Source organism: Streptomyces hilarionis, from assembly GCF_024539675.1.
In the GTDB taxonomy this organism is placed as follows: domain Bacteria; phylum Actinomycetota; class Actinomycetes; order Streptomycetales; family Streptomycetaceae; genus Streptomyces; species Streptomyces hilarionis.
Genome location: NZ_JAHHIT010000005.1, coordinates 78,791 through 99,756, shown reverse-complemented (window position 1 = coordinate 99,756; position 20,966 = coordinate 78,791). Strand labels below are relative to the sequence as shown.

General features: G+C 73.1%; 17 protein-coding genes. 6 read left to right on the top strand and 11 right to left on the bottom strand.

Features of this window, described 5'->3' with window-relative positions:
- Window positions 1-225: 225 nt before the first annotated feature.
- The 4 genes from KMS84_RS02700 to KMS84_RS02685 all read left to right on the top strand — a co-directional run bounded on the left by KMS84_RS02700 (window position 226) and on the right by KMS84_RS02685 (window position 5,318).
- Window positions 226-2,466: a glycoside hydrolase family 9 protein gene (locus tag KMS84_RS02700; protein ID WP_256914370.1), complete on the top strand. Its 2,241-nt coding sequence runs from the start codon at window positions 226-228 to the stop codon at window positions 2,464-2,466.
- Between the two features lie 121 nt (window positions 2,467-2,587).
- Entirely contained in the window at window positions 2,588-2,833 is a 246-nt protein-coding gene (locus KMS84_RS02695; RefSeq protein WP_256914369.1) for a hypothetical protein, read from the top strand.
- 3 nt (window positions 2,834-2,836) lie between these two features.
- On the top strand, window positions 2,837-3,214 hold the full coding sequence (locus tag KMS84_RS02690) for a toxin Doc (protein ID WP_256914368.1): 378 nt from the start codon (window positions 2,837-2,839) through the stop codon (window positions 3,212-3,214).
- A 463-nt stretch (window positions 3,215-3,677) separates the two neighbouring features.
- Complete coding sequence (locus tag KMS84_RS02685; RefSeq protein ID WP_256914367.1) at window positions 3,678-5,318, top strand: ricin-type beta-trefoil lectin domain protein; 1,641 nt, start codon at window positions 3,678-3,680, stop codon at window positions 5,316-5,318.
- Between the two features lie 81 nt (window positions 5,319-5,399).
- Here KMS84_RS02685 and KMS84_RS02680 read toward each other — a convergent pair whose 3' ends face one another.
- Complete coding sequence (locus KMS84_RS02680) at window positions 5,400-6,569, bottom strand: lactate 2-monooxygenase (protein ID WP_256914366.1); 1,170 nt, start codon at window positions 6,567-6,569, stop codon at window positions 5,400-5,402.
- A 100-nt stretch (window positions 6,570-6,669) separates the two neighbouring features.
- Window positions 6,670-7,245: an ATP-binding transcription factor AbmR gene (abmR, locus tag KMS84_RS02675; RefSeq protein WP_256914365.1), complete on the bottom strand. Its 576-nt coding sequence runs from the start codon at window positions 7,243-7,245 to the stop codon at window positions 6,670-6,672.
- A gap of 357 nt (window positions 7,246-7,602) precedes the next feature.
- Here abmR and KMS84_RS02670 point away from each other — a divergent pair, with 357 nt between their 5' ends.
- Window positions 7,603-8,037, top strand: coding sequence for a subtilase-type protease inhibitor (locus KMS84_RS02670; RefSeq protein WP_256914364.1), 435 nt, complete (start codon window positions 7,603-7,605; stop codon window positions 8,035-8,037).
- 195 nt (window positions 8,038-8,232) lie between these two features.
- Here the strand turns inward: KMS84_RS02670 and KMS84_RS02665 are convergent, their stop codons facing one another.
- The 9 genes from KMS84_RS02665 to KMS84_RS02625 form a co-directional block, all read right to left on the bottom strand.
- Entirely contained in the window at window positions 8,233-8,439 is a 207-nt protein-coding gene (locus KMS84_RS02665) for a CDGSH iron-sulfur domain-containing protein (protein WP_256914363.1), read from the bottom strand.
- Between the two features lie 21 nt (window positions 8,440-8,460).
- Window positions 8,461-9,510: an iron-containing redox enzyme family protein gene (locus KMS84_RS02660; RefSeq protein WP_256914362.1), complete on the bottom strand. Its 1,050-nt coding sequence runs from the start codon at window positions 9,508-9,510 to the stop codon at window positions 8,461-8,463.
- Between the two features lie 88 nt (window positions 9,511-9,598).
- Complete coding sequence (locus KMS84_RS02655; protein WP_256914361.1) at window positions 9,599-9,790, bottom strand: hypothetical protein; 192 nt, start codon at window positions 9,788-9,790, stop codon at window positions 9,599-9,601.
- A 65-nt stretch (window positions 9,791-9,855) separates the two neighbouring features.
- Window positions 9,856-10,869, bottom strand: coding sequence for a Ppx/GppA family phosphatase (locus KMS84_RS02650; protein ID WP_256914360.1), 1,014 nt, complete (start codon window positions 10,867-10,869; stop codon window positions 9,856-9,858).
- Between the two features lie 184 nt (window positions 10,870-11,053).
- Window positions 11,054-12,565, bottom strand: coding sequence for an MFS transporter (locus tag KMS84_RS02645; protein WP_256914359.1), 1,512 nt, complete (start codon window positions 12,563-12,565; stop codon window positions 11,054-11,056).
- 175 nt (window positions 12,566-12,740) lie between these two features.
- Entirely contained in the window at window positions 12,741-15,593 is a 2,853-nt protein-coding gene (locus KMS84_RS02640; protein ID WP_256914358.1) for an NHLP bacteriocin export ABC transporter permease/ATPase subunit, read from the bottom strand.
- A gap of 1 nt (window position 15,594) precedes the next feature.
- The gene (locus KMS84_RS02635; protein ID WP_256914357.1) at window positions 15,595-17,820 is read right to left on the bottom strand and encodes an NHLP family bacteriocin export ABC transporter peptidase/permease/ATPase subunit; all 2,226 of its coding nucleotides are present in this window, start codon (window positions 17,818-17,820) and stop codon (window positions 15,595-15,597) included.
- Window positions 17,817-18,623 (bottom strand): HlyD family efflux transporter periplasmic adaptor subunit, encoded by an 807-nt coding sequence (locus KMS84_RS02630; RefSeq protein WP_256914356.1) that lies wholly within the window; start codon window positions 18,621-18,623, stop codon window positions 17,817-17,819. Before KMS84_RS02630 ends, KMS84_RS02635 begins: the two co-directional genes overlap by 4 nt.
- A gap of 87 nt (window positions 18,624-18,710) precedes the next feature.
- The gene (locus KMS84_RS02625; RefSeq protein WP_020128984.1) at window positions 18,711-18,926 is read right to left on the bottom strand and encodes a hypothetical protein; all 216 of its coding nucleotides are present in this window, start codon (window positions 18,924-18,926) and stop codon (window positions 18,711-18,713) included.
- Between the two features lie 816 nt (window positions 18,927-19,742).
- Here KMS84_RS02625 and KMS84_RS02620 point away from each other — a divergent pair.
- Window positions 19,743-20,966: S1 family peptidase (locus tag KMS84_RS02620; RefSeq protein WP_256914355.1), on the top strand; the 1,224-nt coding region annotated here is incomplete at its 3' end.

The following is a 20,966-nucleotide window of genomic DNA, read 5'->3' as shown; positions in this document are numbered from 1 at the left end:
TGCCACCTCCCCGCGTCCGGGACACATCCACCGTGCGCCCCCTCCGCCCCGTGTCCCACGCACCGGCCCCCGGTCCCGTGCCGCGCATCCGTCACGAAGCTTCGCTCCGTCAACTACCCACGGGCGCGCCGCGGTTATATTCTGCGATCCCGTTTTGGGAGCGCTCCCACGCGATGCGTACGGACCTCGCGCGGAGCGTCCCGCACCTCCCCGAGGAGCCTGGACGTGAAACGACGCAGAACGGCCCTGCTCTCCCTCGCGACCCTGCTGGGCGCGGCGCTCACCGCCCTGCCCGTGCAGAACGCCGGCGCCGACGAGGTCGAGCAGGTCAGGAACGGCGGGTTCGACACGACCGCCGACCCCTGGTGGACCAGCAACGTCACCGCCTCCCTCACCGCGGGCCAGTTGTGCGCGGACGTGCCCGGGGGCACCGTCAACCGCTGGGACTCCGCCATCGGCCAGAACGACATCACCCTGGTCAAGGGCACGACGTACCGCTTCTCGTTCCGTGCCTCCGGAGTGCCCGAGGGGCACGCGGTGCGGGCGATCGTGGGACTCGCCGTCTCGCCGTACGACACCTGGCAGGAGGCGACCCCGGTGCTGGACGCGGCCGGCGACACGTACTCCTACACGTTCACCTCGCCGATCGACAGCGCCCAGGGCCAGGTCGCCTTCCAGGTGGGCGGCAGCGCGGACCCGTGGCGTTTCTGCGTGGACGACGTCTCGCTGCTGGGCGGGGTGCCGCCGCAGGTGTACGAGCCCGACACCGGCCCCCGCGTGCGCGTCAACCAGGTCGCCTACCTGCCCGCCGGGCCGAAAAACGCCACCCTCGTGACCGACGCCGTGGCGAAGCTGCCCTGGCAGCTGAAGAACAGCGCGGGCGCCACGGTCGCCCACGGCTGGAGCGTGCCGCGGGGAGTCGACGCCTCCTCCGGACAGAACGTCCACACCATCGACTTCGGCGCCTACCGCAAGCCCGGCGCCGGGTTCACGCTGGTCGCCGACGGCGAGGCCAGCCGGCCGTTCGACATCGGCGCCGCCGCCTACCGGCAGTTGCGCCTGGACGCGGTGAAGTACTACTACACGCAGCGCAGCGGCATCGCGATCCGCGACGACCTGCGGCCCGGTTACGGCAGGGCGGCCGGCCACGTGGGCGTCGCCCCCAACCAGGGCGACACGAGCGTCCCGTGCCGGCCGGGAGAGTGCGACTACCGTCTCGACGTCACCGGCGGCTGGTACGACGCCGGAGACCACGGCAAGTACGTCGTCAACGGCGGGATCGCCGCCTGGGAGCTGCTCAGCACCTACGAACGCTCCCTGCTCGCCCGCACCGGCCACCCGGCGAGCCTCGGCGACGGCACGCTCGCGCTGCCCGAGAGCGGCAACCGCGTGCCCGACGTCCTCGACGAGGCCCGCTGGGAGCTGGACTTCCTGCTGAAGATGCAGGTCCCGGACGGGCAGCCGCTCGCCGGCATGGCCCATCACAAGATCCACGACGCGCAGTGGACCGGTCTGCCCCTGCTGCCCGCCGACGACCCGCAGCAGCGCGAACTGCACCCGCCGACCACCGCGGCGACCCTCAACCTGGCCGCCACGGCCGCGCAGGCGGCCCGCCTCTACCGGCCCTACGACAAGGCCTTCGCCGCGAAGGCGCTGTCGGCGGCGCGCAAGGCCTGGACGGCGGCCCTCGCCCACCCGGCCGTCTACGCGGACCCGGCCGACGGCACCGGCGGCGGCGCCTACAACGACAACGACGTCACCGACGAATTCTACTGGGCGGCGGCCGAGCTGTACCTGACGACCGGTGAGAAGCGGTACGCCGACCACGTGCTGAACTCGCCGCAGCACACCGCCGACGTCTTCGGCCCCTACGGGTTCGACTGGTCCCGCACGGCGGCCGCCGGCCGTCTCGACCTCGCGCTCGTCCCGAGCAAGCTCCCCGGTCGCGACCAGGTGCGCCGCTCGGTGGTGCGGGGCGCCGACAGGTACCTGGCGGCCCTGGCCTCGCAGCCGTACGGCATGCCCTACGCGCCGGACGGCAACCGCTACGACTGGGGCTCCAGCCACCAGGTGCTGAACAACGCCGTGGTCCTCGCGACCGCCTACGACGTGACCGGCGCCTCCAAGTACCGGGACGCCGCCGTGCAGAGCATGGACTACATCCTCGGCCGCAACGCGCTGAACATCTCGTACGTCACCGGCTACGGCGAGGTCAACGCCCAGCACGAGCACAGCCGTTGGTACGCCCACCAGCTCGACCCGAAGCTGCCGTCCCCGCCGGCGGGGACTCTGGCGGGCGGAGCGAACTCGAGCATCCAGGATCCCTACGCGCAGTCCAAGCTCCAGGGCTGCGTCGGCCAGTTCTGCTACATCGACGACATCCAGTCCTGGTCGACCAACGAGACCGCGATCAACTGGAACGCGGCCCTGGCCCGGATGGCGTCCTTCGTGGCCGACCAGGGATAGTCCCGCCCCGGCGGGACGGGCCCGGCGGGACGGGCCCGGCGGGACACCTTGCGGTACCGCGCGGTCACCGGCTTGACCTGGTGATATTTACGAGTAAGTACCCGCGCGGTACCGTGAAGGCATGCCAGCCCTCAATGTGGAATTCAGCGATCGCGAGCTGGAGGACCTGCGGCAGATCGCCAAGGAACGCGGCACGTCGATGAAGGCGCTCGTGCGGGAGGCCGCCGCGGCCGACATAGCGCGGCACCGGGCGCTCCAGGAGGGCGCGGAGGCCTTCCGCACGTTCTTCGCCTCGCACGCCGACGAATTCGCCGCCGCCTTCCCGGACGACGAACGTTCCGCCCGGAGCGAGGGGCGGGTCGCCTGACCGATGACGCCCGTCATCCACATCGACGTGCCCTGGCTGCTCCAGCGCCACGAAGAGGTGCTCCCCGAGCAGCCCACCGTCAACGACTTCTCCGCGCTGGTCGCCGCCGTGGCCCGGCACCGGGTCGATCCGCCCAGGCTCGGCGTGGACTCCGACCCCGCCTGGCGGGCCGCCGCCCTGCTGCACACGCTCACCCTGCTCAGGCCGCTGCCCTCGGCCAACGCCCGCTTCGCCTGTGCGACGGCGGTGGCGTACATGTTCACCAGCGGCGTCGGCATCGATCCGCCGTACGGCGCGCTCGTCGACCTCGCCCGTGACCTGCTCGACGGCAAGACCGACGTCTACGGAGCGGCCGACCGTCTGAGGTCCTGGCAGATCTAGACGCCCGCAGGCGCGTCCTGGACGCCCGAGGCGTGTGACGTGCCTCGGGCCGCCGGCCGAGGGCGGGAGGAGCAAGGCCGGCGGCCGTTTCGCGCAGGAGAGCCGCCGTCCTGCGCGGGGCCTCCGAGGAAGTGGCCGGTTCCAGCCAACTACGCGGGCCGGTGCGCCGGGAGCGTGCGCGGCCCTTCGCTGGGTGTGCGCTTTTCACACGGGGTGCGGGGGCGGAATTCGGCCCAGCCGCCATGATGCGGCCGAGGGAGTGCGACTCGGCCGGAGCAGGAAGGCGTTATCGACATTCCATCAATAAGCGCGGCTTCAGTCGCCGCCTTGTTGTGCCCGACTTGGTTGTGCAAAGGTGAAGCACCCGTGCGGGGGGCATGGCCGGGTCCCCTGCGTTCGTCGGCGGAGGCGAATTCCCGCTCCCAGCCGCACCGAACAGGTACGTACCAAAGGAATTCGCTCAGTGCCCACCCCTCAGCCTCCTCTTCCGCCCTACCCGCCGCCCGGTGGAGGACCCGGAGAATCCGACGAGTCCCTCGCCGCCGGGATACGCGGCGGCGCGGACAGCGAGGTGGCCCAGTCCACCGCCATGCTGATCGCCCGGCACTGGCGGCCGGTCAACGAGTACGCGGTCATCTGCCTCGCCTCCTCCGGGAGCGCCGCGTCCATGCTCACCACGGCCGTCTTCCACCAGGTCTTCGACCGGCTCAAGCTGGGCGAGCCCGGCACCGCGCTGCGCCCCCGGCTGCTGGTCACGGTGCGGGACACGGCCGCGCTGTGGTCGGCGGACGAAGGGCTGTCCGGCGTCCTGCCCGTGCTGCGCAAGCCGGCCGGCGCCCGGGGGATGCGCACGTCGAAGTCCCTGACCCCGGAGAACCGGGTGCTGGCGGAGCGCTCGTTCCAGGGGCTTCCCCCGGTCGCCCGCTGCGTCCTGTGGCATGTGGAGGTCGAGGCCGAGGCGCCCACCGTCGCCGCCGGCCTGCTCGGCATGGACACCGACACCGTGTCCGCCGTCCTCGACCAGGCGCGCGACAAGCTCCGCGAGGGCATCGTGCGCGCCCACCGGGAACTCGCCCCGAGCAAGGACTGCCGCTTCTACAACCGGCTCCTCGACGTTCCCATCCGGCGCGGCGGCGAACTGCTGCCGGACGTGCGGCGGCATCTGGACGAGTGCCGCTACTGCCGCTCCGCCGCCGAGCAGTTGGGCCAGTTCGAGAGCGGCCTCGGCGTGCTGCTGGCCGAGTCGGTGCTCGGCTGGGGAGCCAGGCGCTACCACGACACCCGCCCCGGGCGCGCCAAGCAGCAGACCGTCCGTCTCAAGGGCTCGGCCCGTCATCGCGGCGGTGGCGGCGGCACGCGCGGCCGGGGCGGCAACCTGCTGGCGCGCATTCCCTCGCCCCGCCGCCGGGCGTCCGGGGCGGCCCGCTCGCCGCGTGCGCTGTTCACCGGCGTCGGCCTGGCCTCGGCCGGCCTGCTGACGACCCTGCTGGCGGCCGGCATGTGGTCGGACGACGGTGGCGCCGACCCGGCCGCCTCCACCAGCGGCAGCGCCCCGGGCACCGACTCGCAGACGGGCGCCGCCTCGCCGGGGGCTCCCGGGACGGCCCAACTGCCCACCCCGCCCCGGCAGACCAGGCTGCGCAACGCGGCCTCCGACCTGTGCCTGGACATCCGGGGAGAGGCGCAGGCGGGCGCCGCCGTGCAGCTGGCGGCCTGTTCGTCCGCGGAGACGCAGGCGTGGTCGTACGGCGACGACGGGCAGCTGCGCAGCGCGGCCCATCCCGACCTGTGCGTCGACTCGCACGCGGACGCCGGTGTGGTGATCCTCGGCGCGTGCGCCGACGCCACCGACGCCCGCGGTGAGGACGTCCGTTACGACCTGACCGTGCAGGGCGAGTTGCTGCCCCGCTGGGACGACGCGCTGGCCCTGGCGACGGCCGGCGAGGAGGCGGGCGCCGACGTCGTCGTCAAGGTCCGCGACCACTCCACCGGCCAGCGCTGGCTGACCGACGTCGCCTCCGCGACGCCCGGTTCGCCGGCGGTCACCGGCGCGGACGCACCGCCGTCGGCCCGGCCCGTCGGCCTCCCCGACGGCACGGCCTGACGCCGGGCCGACGGCCCGAACGCGTCATCCCGCCGTGCGGGCGCGGACGCCGGCGGGCCGTCGGCGGGCGTCCGCGGCGGGTCAGAGCGGGGCCTCGACGAGGTCCGCGGGGCCGACCGTCGCCGGGCGGGCGTGGCCGGACAGGGCCAGGGTGAGGTCGAACTCGGCGAGCAGACAGCGGATCACGTGCTCGACGCCGGCCTGTCCGTCGAGGCCGAGCCCGTACGCGTAGGGGCGGCCGAGCAGCACCGCCCGCGCGCCGAGCGCGAGCGCCTTGAAGACGTCCGCGCCGGTGCGGATCCCGCTGTCGAACAGCACGGCCAGCCGGTCGCCGACCGCGCGCGCCACCTCCGGCAGCGCGTCGGCCGCCGCGACCGACCCGGCCACCTGGCGGCCGCCGTGGTTGGAGACGACGACGCCGTCCATCCCGGCGTCGGCGGCCAGCCGGGCGTCGTCCGGATGCAGCACGCCCTTGAGGACGATGGGGCCGTCCCAGTTCTCCCGCAGGAACGCCAGGTCCGGCCAGGTCTTGCCCGGGTCGGCGAACAGGGAGACGAAACGCAGGACGGCCGCGTCACGGTCCTCGTGCACGGGCTTGGCCAGGCCCGCGAGGAAGGCCGGGTCGGTGAAGTAGTTGGCGGTGCCCACGCCGTACAGGAACGGCAGGTACGCCTGGTCCAGGTCGCGGGGCCGCCAGGCCAGCAGCGGGGTGTCCAGGGTGACGACGAGCACGCTGAACCCGCTCGCCTTCGCCCGGCCGAGGAAGCTGCGGGTCACGTCGAGGTCCTTGGACCAGTACAGCTGGAACCACCGCTCGGCGTCCCCCATGACCTCCGCCACCCGCTCGATCGGCGTGCTGGACGCCGACGACAGGATGTACGGCACCCCGTGCGCGGCCGCCGCGCGCGCCGCGGCGGACTCCGCCTCGGGGTGCATGATCGACAGCACGCCGACCGGCGCGAGCGCCAGCGGCGCGGGCAGCGCCCGCCCCAGCACCTCGACCGACAGGTCCCGTTCGTGGACGTCCCGCAGCATGCGCGGCACGATCCGGCGGCGCTCCAGGGCGGCGAGGTTGGCCCGCGCGGTGCTGCCGTCCCCGGCGCTGCCCGCCACGTATCCGACCGGGCCGGGCCCGAGGCGCCGCTCGGTGAGCTCCTCCAGCCGGGTCAGGTCGGTGGGCAGCCGGGGGACCGCGCCCGTCATCCCGTTCAGATAGATCTCGTACTGGAAGTCCGCCCAGTGCTCGGCCATCCGCGCGTGCCGCCTCTCGTCGTCCCGTCGACGCCCCGCGTCGCCGTCGCACGGCGACGATACCGGCGGGTGGGCGGGCGGCAGAGGGGGGCTTCGGCGCTCATGCGCCGTCCGGGGCGCCGTCGGCCGGGTCCGGCGCGCCGGACGGGTCGGGGGACGCGTCCGGGCCCTGGGCCCGCACCCGCTGGACGTGTTCGAGGGACTCGCGCAGCTCGGTGAGCCAGTCGTCGGTGTGGCGCTGGACGAGCCGGACGCACCACGCGAGCGCGTCGCTGCGGCTGCGGGCCACGCCCGCGGCGATCAGGGTGTCGAGCACCTGGCGCTCGGGCTGGCGCAGCCGGGTCATCACGGGCGCGGCGACATGGGTGAACAGGGCCCGCTCCCCGTCGCACACCACACCCCAGGACACCTTGTGCCGGAAGCGGTGCTCGGCGTCGCGGGCGACGGCCATCCGGGTCTCGCGGGTGCGTTCGCGGAACTCCTGGATCCGCGCGTCGACGGCCGCCCGGCGTTCGGCGGCCGGGGCGTCCTCGGCCAGCCGGGGGGCGGCGATGCGGCCGACCACGGTGATCTCCTCGCGATCGGCCGTGACGTCGGTCAGTTCCTCGAAGAGGTCGTCGGGCAGCCGGCCCGCGAACCAGCCCCTCAGCTTCTCGTGCTGTTCGGTGGTAATCATGTAATGACGATTACTCCGCAGGTCGGTGAACGCAAGGGGTCGGGAAGGAGTCCGCCGAGAGCGGAACGCCGGGGCGTCGACCGGGCCGGGAGGCGAAGAGCGGAATGTTTCAGGCCGATTAACGGAGCTATGAAAACCGGTCACCGAGAGGTCCGAAGGGATCAAGAAGCGCTTACTTATGGCGTTGGAACGTTCGAATCCCGTGACTTCACGCCACTGCTTCAACACGCAAGGTTACTGAAACCCATGGGGTCGATGTGAGATTCGGCGGCGGACTCGGCAGACTCGCGCTCGCCGCGTCCGGCACCGATCGGGCCGGACCGGCACACCCCCGAATCGAGCGGAAGGATGCACACAATGCGGAACACCGCGCGCTGGGCAGCGACCCTCGGCCTCACGGCCGCCACCGTCTGCGGATCCCTCACCGGACCCGCGCTCGCCGCCCCGGCCGCAGCGCCCACCTCCCTCTACGCCCCGTCGGCACTCGTGCTGACCGTGGGCCACGGAGACAGCGCCGCCACCGTCGACGCGGCCCGGGCCGTGACCCTGAACTGCGCCCCGACCCCGTCCGGCACCCACCCCTCCGCCGCCCGGGCCTGCGCCGAACTGCGCGCGGCCGGCGGCGACCTCGACCTGCTGGCGGGTCCGGGCGGCGCCGTGTGTACGAGGCAGTACGACCCAGTGGTCGTCACCGTCGACGGCGTGTGGCAGGGCAAGCGCGTCGACTTCGAGCGCACCTTCGCCAACGAATGCGTGAAGAACGCTGCCGTGAGCAGCCTCTTCGCGTTCTGAGACCGGGATCGCGCGGTCCTCGTGGACACCGAGAGAGGCTCGTGAAGTGGGGAGTGCGAGCCCCTTAGGCGAGGGACCGTCGTGATCTCGCACCCGGAGGACGGGCGGGCGGAGTGGGGCCCCCGCCCGGCCTCCGGGATCATCACGTCTGCGCCCCCGGAACCGGCTGGCCGGTTCCGGGGGCGCAGACGTGCACTAGGAGGGCTTGCGCTCGCGGTCGCGGTGGCTGGTGTCGCACCAGGGGTAGCGGCGGCTGCGCCGGCACGTGCACACGGCGACCCGGAAGCGGTCGGAGACGACGGTGGTGCCGTCCTCCAGCTCCACCTCGACCGGGCCCTCGACGAGCAGGGGGCCACGGCGCTGGACGCTGATCCGGCAGGGCCTGTCGGCGGGGGAGTCCATGCCGCCCGGGTACCCCGGCCTTCAGGAGATATGGACCTTCTCGTCATCCGGGCGCGCGGCGGCCCCCGTGCCGGCGGAGTCCCGCGGCGTGGGCCGCAGCGAGGACTCGCCCGCGCGCCAGGCCGTGAGCAGGCGGTCGGCGAGGCGGTCCTCCAGGAACCCGGTGACGTCCAGACCGAAGACGACGTCGGCGGCCAGCCGGGGCTCGTCGGCGAGCAGGCCGTCGATCACCTCGTGGCGCACGACCTGCTCGTGCACCGCGTCGGCCTCGACGTGCTCGTCGTAGAAGTGCACGGCGGCGGGCCCGGCGCCGGTGCGGCGCATCGCCTCGGCGAGCCGCCGGGAGCCGGGCGAGGAGGTGATCTCCACCGCCGCGAAGTGGCCCACGAGGGCGCCCCGCAGGGACCGGTGCAGGCCGAGCAGGGACATCAGGTTGACCGTGGCCAGCACCTCGGCGCAGGCGACGTCCAGGTAGCGGCCGTAGGCGGTGTCCAGCCCCAGGTCCGTCATCAGGTCGGCGAACAGCCGGGCGTGGACGCGGTCGGCGCGGCCGCCGCCCCACTCGTCGAACTCCACCGCCGCCATCGCCGCCTTGGCCCGGCCCGACAACCGCGGCAGCACCCAGGCGTGCGGGTCGGCCTCCTTGAGGTGGTACAGCGAGCGCTGCATCGCGTACTCGCGCACCTGCCACCGCTCGCCCTCGCCGGCCAGGAAGTGGCTGACGCCGGCCCCGTCGACGGGCTCGACGAGGAGATCCGCGAGGGCCTCGTCGACGTCGGCGTGGACCGGGGTGTCCTCGCGCAGGGCGGTCAGGAAGAGCCGCTCCAGTTCGGCCCGCACCCGCAGCAGGTCCGGATCCCACTCGCGGTCCGGGGCAACCCCCGAGAATCCGCGGTAGTGGAGCTCGTAGCAGAGGTACAGCGCCAGCTGGAGGTCGTCGCCGTACGGGGACGCGGCGGCGACCGTCGCGGCCGCGGGGAGCGGGCCGGTGTCCGACAGGTACGCGCGGACCGCTGCGGAGACCGGACCGCGGGCGTCCGGCAGCCGTGGTCCCTGGGGGTCGTGTGCCATGCGGGCCGGGTACCCCACGCCCGGCCGGCCACCCGTGCGACGTGCGGAGCGGCCGCCTCACCCGCCCGTCCGGGCGCCTGTCCGGGGCTCAGTGGCCCTCGGACTCCTCCTGGGCCCGCCGGTTGGTGGTGAGGGCGTCGGCCGCCTCGCCCCTGTGCTGGTGGTCCTCGCAGTCGGGGCCGTCGACGTGCGTCTCGGCCTCCTCTATCTCGCGCATGAGCTCCTCCAGCGCGGTCCTGGGCCGCTCCTGGCCGGAGTCGCGTTGTTCGTGGTCGGACACGGTGGGTTCCCTTTCGTCGGGGTGGGGCACGCCCTTCGCCGGGCGCGGCCGGGGCGTCCTGGTCGCTAACGGCCGTGCTGGGCGAGCCGCAGGGGGACCGGCTCCGCGGGGGCGTCCGGCTCGTCCTCGGCGAGCCGGGCGACCTCCGCCCACCAGGCCGGGCCGTCCTCCAGGTGACGCAGCATGACGCCCTCGCGGATCGCCCACGGGCAGACGGTGACCGATCGGAGCCCGGTCAGCTTCATCGCCGTGTGGCCGATCACCGCGCCGGCCAGGCTCTGCGCCGCGCGCGGGGCGGAGATGCCGGGCAGCCGGGCGCGCTCGGGCGCGGGCAGGGCGGCCAGGGTGTCGATGGCCTCGCGCAGGTCGCGGCGGTGCAGGGTGCGGTCCATGAAGGGGCCGTGGCGGCCGGGCGCCGCCCCGCACAGCCGGCCCAGCTGCTGGAAGGTGCGGGAGGTGGCCACCGCCGTGCGCGGCCCCTCCCAGCGGATGCGGGCGGCCACGTCCCTGAGCTGGTGGCGGATCCTGCGGCGGGCCGCCCGCAGCAGCTCCGGGGTCGGCGGGTCGATGCCGGTGAAGAAGTCATGGGTGAGCCGGCCCGCCCCGAGCGGCAGCGAGGCCACGAAGTCCGGCAGACGGCCCCGGCCGAAGGCCACCTCGAACGAGCCGCCCCCGATGTCGAGCAGGGCGAGCGGGCCGGAGCGCCAGCCCATCCAGCGGCGGGCCCCGAGGAAGGTGAGTTCGGCCTCCACCTCGCCGGGCAGCGTGCACAGGGCGACACCGGTCCGGGCCCGGACCGCGCGCAGCACCTCGCGCTGGTTGGGGGCCGCGCGCACCACGGCGGTCGCGAAGGCCAGCGGGCCGGTCGCGCCCCAGTGGTCGGCCGTGCGGGCGGCCGCGTCGACGGCGGCCACGAGCCGGTCCACGGCCTCGTCCGGAATGGGGTCACCCGGCGCGACCTGCTCGGACAGCCGCAGCCGCCACTTCGCGGTGTGCACCGGGAGCGGAACGCCGCCCGCCGCGTCCGCCACCACCAGACGGACGGTGTTCGACCCGACGTCCAGAACGCTGATTCTCATGGCCCGCGAGTACCCAGGCCCAAACCTGTCCACTCCGCGCGGGCGTTCGCCGCGCGTGCCCGCCGCGTTCGGCCCGCGCGCGTTCACCGCCGCGGGCGCGCGCCCCGTCGTCACGCGGCGGGGCCGCCGTCCCTCGTGGACGGCGGCCCCTTTTCCTGGTGTGGCCCGTGGATCCGAGGGCCCGTCACATGTGGACCACCGGGGCGGCGTCCGCGTCCTGCTCGGGGACGCCTCGGCGGAACAGCACGAAGGCGATGACCGCGCCGGCCGCGAAGAATCCGGCCGACCACCAGAAGGCGGTGGTGTAGCTCTCGATGGTGGCCTGCGCCTGCACCAGCTTGTTCGTCGGGTCCTTGCCGGCCAGGTAGTCGGTCGCGGCGCTCGCGGCGAGCGTGTTCAGCAGCGCCGTGCCGATCGAACCGCCCACCTGCTGCATGGCGTTGACGGTGGCGGAGGCCACGCCCGCGTCCTCGGCGGCCACTCCGCCGGTGGCCAGCTGCATGGCGGGCGGCATGACGAGACCGAGGCCGAGCCCGGTGACGATCAGCTGGGGCAGCACCGCGCTCAGGTAGTGCGAGCCGACGCCGATCCCGGTGAGCCAGGCCATGCCGACTCCGGCGACGGCGAAGCCCAGCGGGATGACCGTCTTCGGGCCGAGGCGCGGCACCAGGACGGTCGTGCCGACCTGCGCCGCCACCATGAGCGCGCCGACCATCGGCAGGAAGGCGACACCCGTCTTCGTCGGGCTGAAGCCGAGGTTGAGCTGAAGGTAGTAGGTGAGGAAGAGGAACACGCCGAACATGCCGGCGCCGGAGATCAGCACGGCGAGGAAGGAGGCGGCGCGGTTGCGGTCGAAGAGGATGCGCAGCGGCAGCAGCGGGTGCGCGGCTCGCGTCTGCCACCAGGAGAAGGCCGCGAGCAGCAGTCCGCCGGCGATCAGGAAGCCCCAGGTCAGCGGCGAACCCCAGTCGTGCGTCTCGGCGTTGGAGAAGCCGTAGACCAGGGCGAACAGTCCGGAGGCGACCAAGAGGGTGCCGGGCACGTCCAGCTTGGAGTTCCCGGCGTCGCGGTGGTTGGTGAGGAGGACCCAGCCGCCCGCGAAGGCGACGACGGCGATCGCCACGTTCACGTAGAGCGTCCAGCGCCAGTCGAGCGCGTCGGTCAGCACGCCGCCGAGGAGGAGGCCCACCGCGCCGCCGGCGCCGGCGATGGCTCCGTAGACGCTGAAGGCCTTCGCCCGTTCCCTGGCGTCGGTGAACGTGGTGTTGAGCAGCGACAGGGCGGCCGGTGCGAGGAGCGCGCCGAAGGCGCCCTGGAGCGCGCGGGCGGTGACCAGCATCTCGAAGTTGGTGGCCGCGCCGCCGAGCGCGGAGACCGCGGCGAAGCCGACGACGCCGATCAGGAAGGCCGTCTTGCGGCCGAAGAGGTCGGCTATGCGGCCGCCGAGCAGCAGCAGGGAGGCGAAGGCCAGCGCGTAGGCGGTGACGATCCACTGCCGGCTGCCGTCGGAGAAGCCGAGGTCGGCCTGGGCGGAGGGCAGGGCGATGTTCACGATGGTGGCGTCCAGCACCACCATCAGCTGGGCGAGGGCGACGACCGCGAGGATCCACCACTTTCTGGTGGACTCCGCGGATGCCGCGGACGGCTCCTGTGCGGCGCCCGGGCGGGTGCCGTCCGTCAAGGTCTTCGAAGGCATGGGAACCACTCCAGGAACGAAGGGCAAAGAACACGTAAACGAAACTGTTTCGTACACATCGAGGCTAGACCAGTTTCAGCGAAACGGTCAAGTTTCGTTAGTGCGCCCCGGCTCGGACGGGCCGAGCCGGGGCGGGCGGAAGGGGAACGGACGGGGGAGGAGCGGGCACGGGCCCTCAGGCCAGCTGGCGCCGGACCAGCTCGTGCAGCCGCCCGCCGGTGTCCGCGAGGAGATCGGCGGGCGCGCCCTGCTGGGCGACCCTGCCGTTCTCCATCACGATGACCCGGTCGGCGTCCAGCACCGTCGACAGGCGGTGCGCGATGACCACGCGTGTGGCGTTGAGCTTGCGGGTGCTCTCGATGACCGTGCGCTGCGTCTCGTTGTCCAGCGCGCTGGTCGCCTCGTCGAAGAACAGGATCCGCGGCCTGCGGATCAGCGCCTGGGCGATCATCAGACGCTGACGCTGGCCGCCCGAGACCGACCCGCTGCCCGAGACGATCGTGTGCAGCCCCATCGGCATGCGCGCGATGTCCTCCGCGAGACCCGCCATCTCGGCGGCCGCCATCGCCTCCTCGGGCGTGTAGGCCTCCGTGCCGCAGATGACGTCCAGCAGGGAGCCGGTGAACGGCTGCGCGTGCTGGAGCACCACCCCGCACTGGCGGCGCACCGCCGACTGGTCGAGCGCGGCCAGGTCCTGGCCGTCGTACAGCACACTGCCCGACACCGGCCGGTCGAAGCCGATGAGGAGGCGCAGCAGCGTGGACTTGCCGCAGCCGCTCGGGCCGACGATCGCGACGAACTCGCCCGGCCGCACCTCGAAGGAGACGTCGTCGAGGACCAGCGGACCGTCGTCGGAGTACCGGAACGACAGGCGGCGGGCCTCGAGCGCGCCGGTCAGCCGGCCCGGGCGGGTGTTCGACGTGCGGACCTCGGGGGTCGCCTCCAGCACCGGCCGGATCTCCTCGAACAGCGGCAGCGCGGCCACCGCCGACACGAACGCGCCGGTCAGCGACGTCACCGAGGTGAGCAGCATCGTCATCGACGTGTTGAAGGTGAGGAAGTCCGCAGCCGACAGCGCGCCCCGGGCCGGACCGGCCAGCAGCATGAACATCAGCAGCGAGCACAGCGGCAGGTACACCGCGCCCAGCACCGTGTTGAGGTTCTTGATCCGGCCGAGCCGCTGCTGCAACTCACGGCTGCGCGCGAACTGCGCCGCCCAGGCCGCGTACGCGTAGTTCTCGGCCGCCGCCACCCGCAGCTTCGGCAGACCGCGCAGCGTCTGGAACGCCTGGTTGTTGAGCTTGTTGGAGAGCACCACGAGCCGCCGCTGCCAGCGCACCTGCCACAACCCGAGACCCAGGAACACCGCGGCCACGACGGTGAGCATCCCGACCGCCGCCAGCGCCATCGGCACGCTGTACCACAGCAGCAGCCCCAGGTTCATGGCGCCGACGGTGACGGACTGCGCCACCGACGGACCGAGGCCCGCCAGCAGCCGGCGGATCGCGCTGATGCCCATGGCGGCGCTCGCCAGCTCACCCGTGGACCGCTCGGCGAAGAACTTCGTCGGCAGCCTGAGCAGCCGGTCCCACACCGCGGGCTGGAGCGCCGCCTCGATCCGGCCCTCCAGACGCAGGATGGTCAGGTTCTGCAACAGCATGAACGCCGCCGCCACCACACTGCTGACCATGACGGCCAGACACACCTGCACGATCGGATCCTGCTGCGCCCTCGGTACGTACTCGCCGAGGACCTTGCCCGTCGCGATCGGCACCAGCGCTCCGATCACCACCGTCACCAGCCCGCTGAGCAGCAGGTTCGTCAGGTCCGAGCCGGTGCCGCGCATGCTGAACCGCAGCAGGCCGAGCGGGCCGGGGCTCCGCTCCGGCAGCGGCCGGTAGAACATGACGGCCCGCGGCTCGAAGTCCGCCGCGTTGGCCTTCTCGACCGGGGTCTCGCGCCCGGTCGCGGGATGCACGGCGACGTAGCCGCCGCGCCGCCACAGCAGCGCCACCGGCGCCCCGGACAGCGCCCGGTGACCGACCAGCGGGCCCACGTCGTCCCGCCACCAGCGGCCGTCCAGGCGCACGGCCCGGGCGCGCACCCGGGAGGCCAGGGCGACCCGCTCGACCGGGTCGAGCCGGTCGCTGTCGGCGCCCGCCCGGGACGGCTCGGTCAGACTGATCCCGGCGGCCCGGGCGACCAGCCGGCAGGCGGCGAAGGTGGCGTCGGCGTCGGCGGACGTCGCCCGCCGGTCCGGCTTCCCGCCGATCGACGCGAGCAGCGTCCGGTCGGCCTGGGCGCGGACCGTCTCACCCGCCTTGATCCCGGCGGCCGTACGCGTCTCGTGGCTGCGTTCCAGCTGTTCGATCCAGCGGTCCAGCGCGGTCAGCAGCCGGTACTGCTGGTCGACCACGGACTGCCACACGGCAGGGTCCATCAGCAGGTCGGCGGCCGCCTCCGCGCCGTACAGCGAGCCGTACTGCACGCTGCCGGGCGGCACCTGCATCCAGAACACGTCGTCGTCGTCGCCCGTGCCCGCCGGCGCCCGCAGGGGGGAGCCGCCGTCCTCGGACGCGCCCTCGGCGGCCAGCGGCGCCTGGAAGAGGACCGACAGCCCGCGGCCCACGCCCAGGGCGAGCGCGTACTCCAGAGGGCTCGACGTGGGCGGCACGTACTGGGGGTTGCCGTACTCGTCGTAGGACCAGGTCCGTGTGCTCGCCGGCTGGTACAGCTCCCGCAGCCCGACCCGGTGCACCACGCAGTCGCGCGAGGGGCGGGCGACCAGCGTGTGCCGGGGCCCGGCCACCGGGCCCACCAGCAGGGCCCCGGCCTCCAGACGGCCCAGGTGATGCCAGTGGCCCTGCTGCTCCGCGTCCACCGCGAACAGGTCGAGCGCGCCCGCCGCGACCAGCCACAGCACCTGCGGACCCTCCAGGTCCAGACGGCCGAGACCGGCGCAGTCGATCCGCGCCCCCAGCTGCCCCAGTGCGCCGAGCACGACGTCGTCCCCGGTTCCCGCTGTCATCTCACCGCTCCCTGACCAGGGCCGCGTACGCACCGCCGCGCGCCACCAGTTCCTCGTGCCGGCCGCGCTCCACGACCGTGCCGTGCTGGAGCACGACGATCTCGTCGCTGTCGCGCACCGTGCTGAGCCGGTGGGCGATCACCACGCACGCACAGCCGCGCCGGCGCAGGTTGTCCATCACCGTCTGCTCGGTCTCCGCGTCCAGCGCGCTGGTCACCTCGTCCAGGACCAGGACGCTCGGCCGGCGCACCAGCGCCCGGGCGATCTCCAGCCGCTGGCGCTGACCGCCGGAGAAGTTGCGGCCGTCCTGTTCGACCCGGCTGTGGACGCCGCCGGGCCGGCGCAGGACGACGTCGAGCAGAGCCGCGTCCCGCAGCGCGTCGACGACGGCGTCGTCGGGGATCGACGGATCCCACAGGGCCACGTTGTCGCGGACCGAGCCCTCGAAGAGGAACACCTCCTGGTCGACGAAGGAGACCGAGGACGCGAGCGCCCCGCGCGGGATGTCCTCCAGTCGCAGCCCGTCGATGCGGATCACGCCCTCCCACGGCGTGTACAGCCCCGAGATCAGCCGGGACACCGTCGACTTGCCGCTCCCGGAGCCGCCCACCAGCGCCACCTGCCGCCCCGGACCCACCGTCAGGTCGAACCCGGTCAGCAGGGGCTTGTCCAGCGGGCTGTAGCCGAAGGCGATGTTCTCCAGCTCGACGTGACCGCGCAGCCGTCGTGTGGAGTCGGCGCCCGCGCGGCGGTCGTAGAGCGGGTCGGAGCGGAAGTTCTCCACGTCCTTCAGCCGGGCCACGTCCGCCGCGAAGTCCTGGATCCGGCCCGCGACTCCGTTCAGCCGGGTCAGCGGCGCGGTGAAGCGCGTGACCAGCGCCTGGAAGGCGACCAGCAGGCCCACCGAGATGTGCCCCTCGATCGCCCGCATGCCCCCGATCCACAGGATCAGCGCGCTGTTGAGCGTGGCGAGGGTCGGCGCGACCACGCCCAGCCAGGCGCTCGGCACCCCGAGGCGCTGCTGCTCCTCCAGCGTCGTGGCGTGCTGCCCGGCCCACTTGCGGAAGTACCCGTCCTCCCCGCCGGTCGCCTTCATCGTCTCGATCAACTGCAACCCGGTGTAGGCCGTGTTGGTCAGCCGCGCGTTGTCGGCGCGCAGCTTCGCCGTCCGCGTCGCCCGCATCCGGACGACGATCCGCATGGCGACGACGTTGAGCAGGGCCACCCCGACGCCGACGTACGTCAGCTGCGGGTCGTAGGTGTAGAGGAGGACGGCGTACAGGACGACGACCACCGCGTCCACGCCCGCCGAGGCGAGATCGCGGGCCAGCGTCTCGGCGACCGCGTCGTTGGACTGGAGGCGCTGGACGAGGTCGGCCGGGCTGCGCTGCGAGAAGAAGGTCACCGGCAGCCGCAGCAGATGACGCAGGAACCGCGCGCTGGACAGTGTCGAGGAGATGATCCGGCCGTGGTGCAGATTGGCCTGCTGGAGCCAGGTGAGGGCGACCGTGAGCGCCACGCAGGCGCCCATCGACGCGAACAGCACGGTCAGCAGCGAGGTCTGACCACCGATCAGGAACATGTCGATGTAGGTCCGGCTGAGCGCCGGCACCGCCGCGCCCACCAGCACCAGCAGCAGGCTCGCCAGCACGGCCGCCGGCATCGTGCCCGCGGTGCCGCGCAGCCGGGCCGGCATCGCGCCCAGGACGCCCGGTCTGCGCCCGCCCCGCTCGAACCCCTCGCCGGGCTCCAGGACCAGCACGACCCCGGTGAAACTGCCGTCGAAGTCCTCCATCGGCACGAACCGCCGGCCCTTGCCCGGATCGTTGACGAACACGCCCCGGCGGCCGAGGCGCCGGCCGATGCCCTCGTAGACGACGTAGTGGTTGAACTCCCAGAAGAGGATGGCCGGCGCCTTCACCTGGGCGAGGGCCGCCAGGTCCATCTGCATGCCCTTGGCCGTCAGTCCGTAACCGCGGGCCGCCTTAAGCAGGTTGCTGGCGCGCGAGCCGTCGCGGGAGACGCCGCACGCGATGCGCAGCTCCTCCAGCGGGACGTGCCGGCCGTGGTGTCCGAGGACCATGGCGAGCGAGGCGGCCCCGCACTCGACGGCCTCCATCTGGAGCACCGTGGGCGTACGGACCGTCTTCGCCGAGGACTTGGGGACCGTGCGCCGCGGCGGCGGCGCTGCCCGGCGCCGGCCGCGGGTCCGCTCGTCGGCGCTCATGGCAGCAGCCAGTCGACGGGACGCTGGTCGGCGAGCCGGATCGAACCGGTGGCCATGGTCATGGAGTCGAGGGCGTACGGCGGACCCTGCGCCGACGACCACCGGTAGCCGCTCTTCGTCGACGCGGACCGGTCGAGACGCACCAGCACCGCCACCGGGCGGCCGTCCTCGGTGAACTGCTCGCCCAGCTGGCTGTCGCCGAGGAAGGCGGAGATCTGCCGTGCCGACTGGGCGGTGCGGTCGACCGTCTTCACATGGCCGCGCAGCACGCCGAACTCCTGGGCGGGAACGGTCTGCACCGTGAGGTCGACGGGCGCGCCGACCGGCACGGAGGCCGCGTTCTGCGCGGGGACGTACACCGTCGCGTACAGCGGGTCGTCGGCGTCGGCGACCTTCTCCACGGCGGCGACGTTCGCGCCGGTGGAGATGATCTGTCCGATCGTGGCGGCGAGCGCGGTGACCCGGCCGGCGGCGACCGTCCGCACCACGGTGTCGCCGTCGGCCGTGCGCACCTTCAGCACGGGCGCGTCGGCGGGCAGTCGGCGGCCCTCCCGAGCGAGCACCGCGGTGACCTGACCGGCGACCGGGCTCTGGAGGACGTAGCTGCCCTCGCCGTGGGTGAGGACGGCGGGCGCGCTCACCGTGGAGGCGACCGAACCGGTCACCGCCCACACCGACGCGGCCACGACGACGACCACGGTCACGGCCAGCACCAGCCAGCCCTGAGGGCGCGCGAAACGCACCGGCAGGTCGAGTTCCTCCGGTGACTGGAGCTTGGCGAGGGCCTGTTGACGGAACTGCACGGGACTTCCCCCGGGAGGGTCAGGACGCCGACGAGTCCCGGAGCCGGGTGAGGGCTCCGGGACTCGCGGGGGTCACACAGGGCGCGATCAGAGACCGGCGACCAGGTTGGTGACCGGGGCCGTGTTGAGGCCGGTGACGCCCTCGACGGTGCCGACGGCCGTGTTGACCAGGCCGGAAACCGGGGCAATGCCGTCCACCAGGCCGGTGACGGTGCCGACGGCGTTCAGGGACAGACCGCCGGAGACGTTGTCCAGCTCGGCGTCGGAGATCTCGACGGTCTCAACCTGGGGGGTGGAGTTCATGGGGGAACTTCCCTTCACATGGATATCTCATAAGGGGGAGCGGCCCCCTCTGGGGACAGACGACGGCCGCGATCGCCGGGCCCGGGCTTCCCGTTTCCGGGAGGCCGCTGCGGCCCTGCGATGCGTTGGATCAAAGCAGGTCCACGGCCGACGCTTCCAATCAATCACCCGTCCCACCTGGGAACTTGCGTCACAGGAGCGGTAAACCGTGCAGGCGCGCCCACCGCTTGTCGGCGACTTCTTCACACCACGGGCCGAGTTCGCTCGGATGAGCGAGGGGCGCTCTCGCGGCCAAACGGACACTCCCGCACCTATGCCATGACGACGGCCGCGCAGTTGTGCAGAACCCTCGCTCGCCGTGACCCGGTTGGGCATTCGATGTGCAGATTCCCTGAAGCGGGGATTCCGCTACGGATCGTCGACGCAGCGTGCCCGGACGGACACGAGGGGTCGCCGATCCGGAGCGGACGGCTGCGGCCGGCCGCCGACCGGGACGCGGAGGGAAGGCCACCGTTCGGATCAGGACATCGCGACCGGTCGTCGACGCCCGCCGCGGCGGAACCGGCCGCTCCGCCGTCGCCCGCCTCCCGGCCGGGATCCCGGCCCCCCGGCCCGCAGGGGTGGCGCGGGGGGCCGGGAGCCCCTCCGCCCGGGTCGGCCCCGGGTCATGGCCGATTCAGCATCGTGCAAAGGAAGTTGGCAAACGCGATTGAACGCACCGCGCTCCGGCCGCGTACTGATGACCAACCAGGCGCCGCTGTACGGAGCTGCCGAACCCCCGGCAGCCAGACCCCGCCCCCCAGGAGGTCGAGTTTTTTGAGTCACAAGCGAGTTACGAAGCGCAAGGCCATCTTCGCGGCAGGCGGTGTGGCGGCGCTCGGAGCGGCGGCCATCCTGCTTCCCCAGGCGAACGCCTCTCAGGACGGCGGTTCCGGCGACACCGCCTCGGTGAAGACCCTGAAGGCGGGCAACGCCTCGGACCTCGCCTCACAGCTGCAGAAGCTCCTCGGTGACACCTTCGCCGGCTCCTACTACGACGCGGCCGGCAAGCAGCTGGTCGTCAACGTCGTGAACGTCTCCGGCGACAAGAACAACGTCCTGGCGCAGGCCAGGCAGGCGGGCGCCAAGGTCCGTGAGGTGGACAACAGCACGGCCGAGCTCAAGGCGGCCGCGCAGACGCTGAAGACCAAGGCGACCATCCCGGGCACCTCGTGGGCCGTCGACCCGAAGACGAACAAGATCCTCGTCACCGCCGACTCGACCGTCACCGGCGCCAAGTGGAGCCGCATCGAGTCGACCGTGAAGAGCCTCGGCTCCGACATGGCGACGATCCGCAAGTCGGCCGGCGCCCTCAAGCCCTTCGTCTCCGGCGGCGACGCGATATTCGGCGGCGGAGCGCGCTGCTCCCTCGGCTTCAACGTGACGGCGGGCGACGGCTCCCCGGCCTTCCTGACGGCCGGTCACTGCGGGGTCGCGGCCAAGCAGTGGTCCGACTCCCAGAACGGCCAGCCGATCGCCACGGTCGACCAGGCGACCTTCCCCGGCGACGGCGACTTCGCGCTTGTGAAGTACGACGACGCCAACACCCAGGCGCCCAGCGAGGTCAACACCGGCCAGCAGACCGTCGCGATCAACCAGGCCGCCGACGCCACGGTCGGCACGCAGGTCTTCCGGATGGGCAGCACCACCGGTCTGCACGACGGGCAGGTCCTCGGCCTCGACGCCACCGTCAACTACCCCGAGGGCACCGTCACGGGCCTCATCCAGACCAACGTCTGCGCCGAGCCCGGTGACAGCGGCGGCTCGCTCTTCACCCAGGACGGCCAGGCCGTCGGTCTGACCTCGGGCGGCAGCGGCGACTGCACCGCGGGCGGCGAGACCTTCTTCCAGCCGGTGACCACCGCGCTGGCCGCGGTCGGCGCCACCCTCGGCGACGGCGGCGCGGGCAACGCCGGAGGGGCCGGCAACGGCGCCGGCGCGGGCAACGGCGGTGCGGTCGACGAGAACGGCGACGGCATCGACGACCAGACCGGCGAGGCC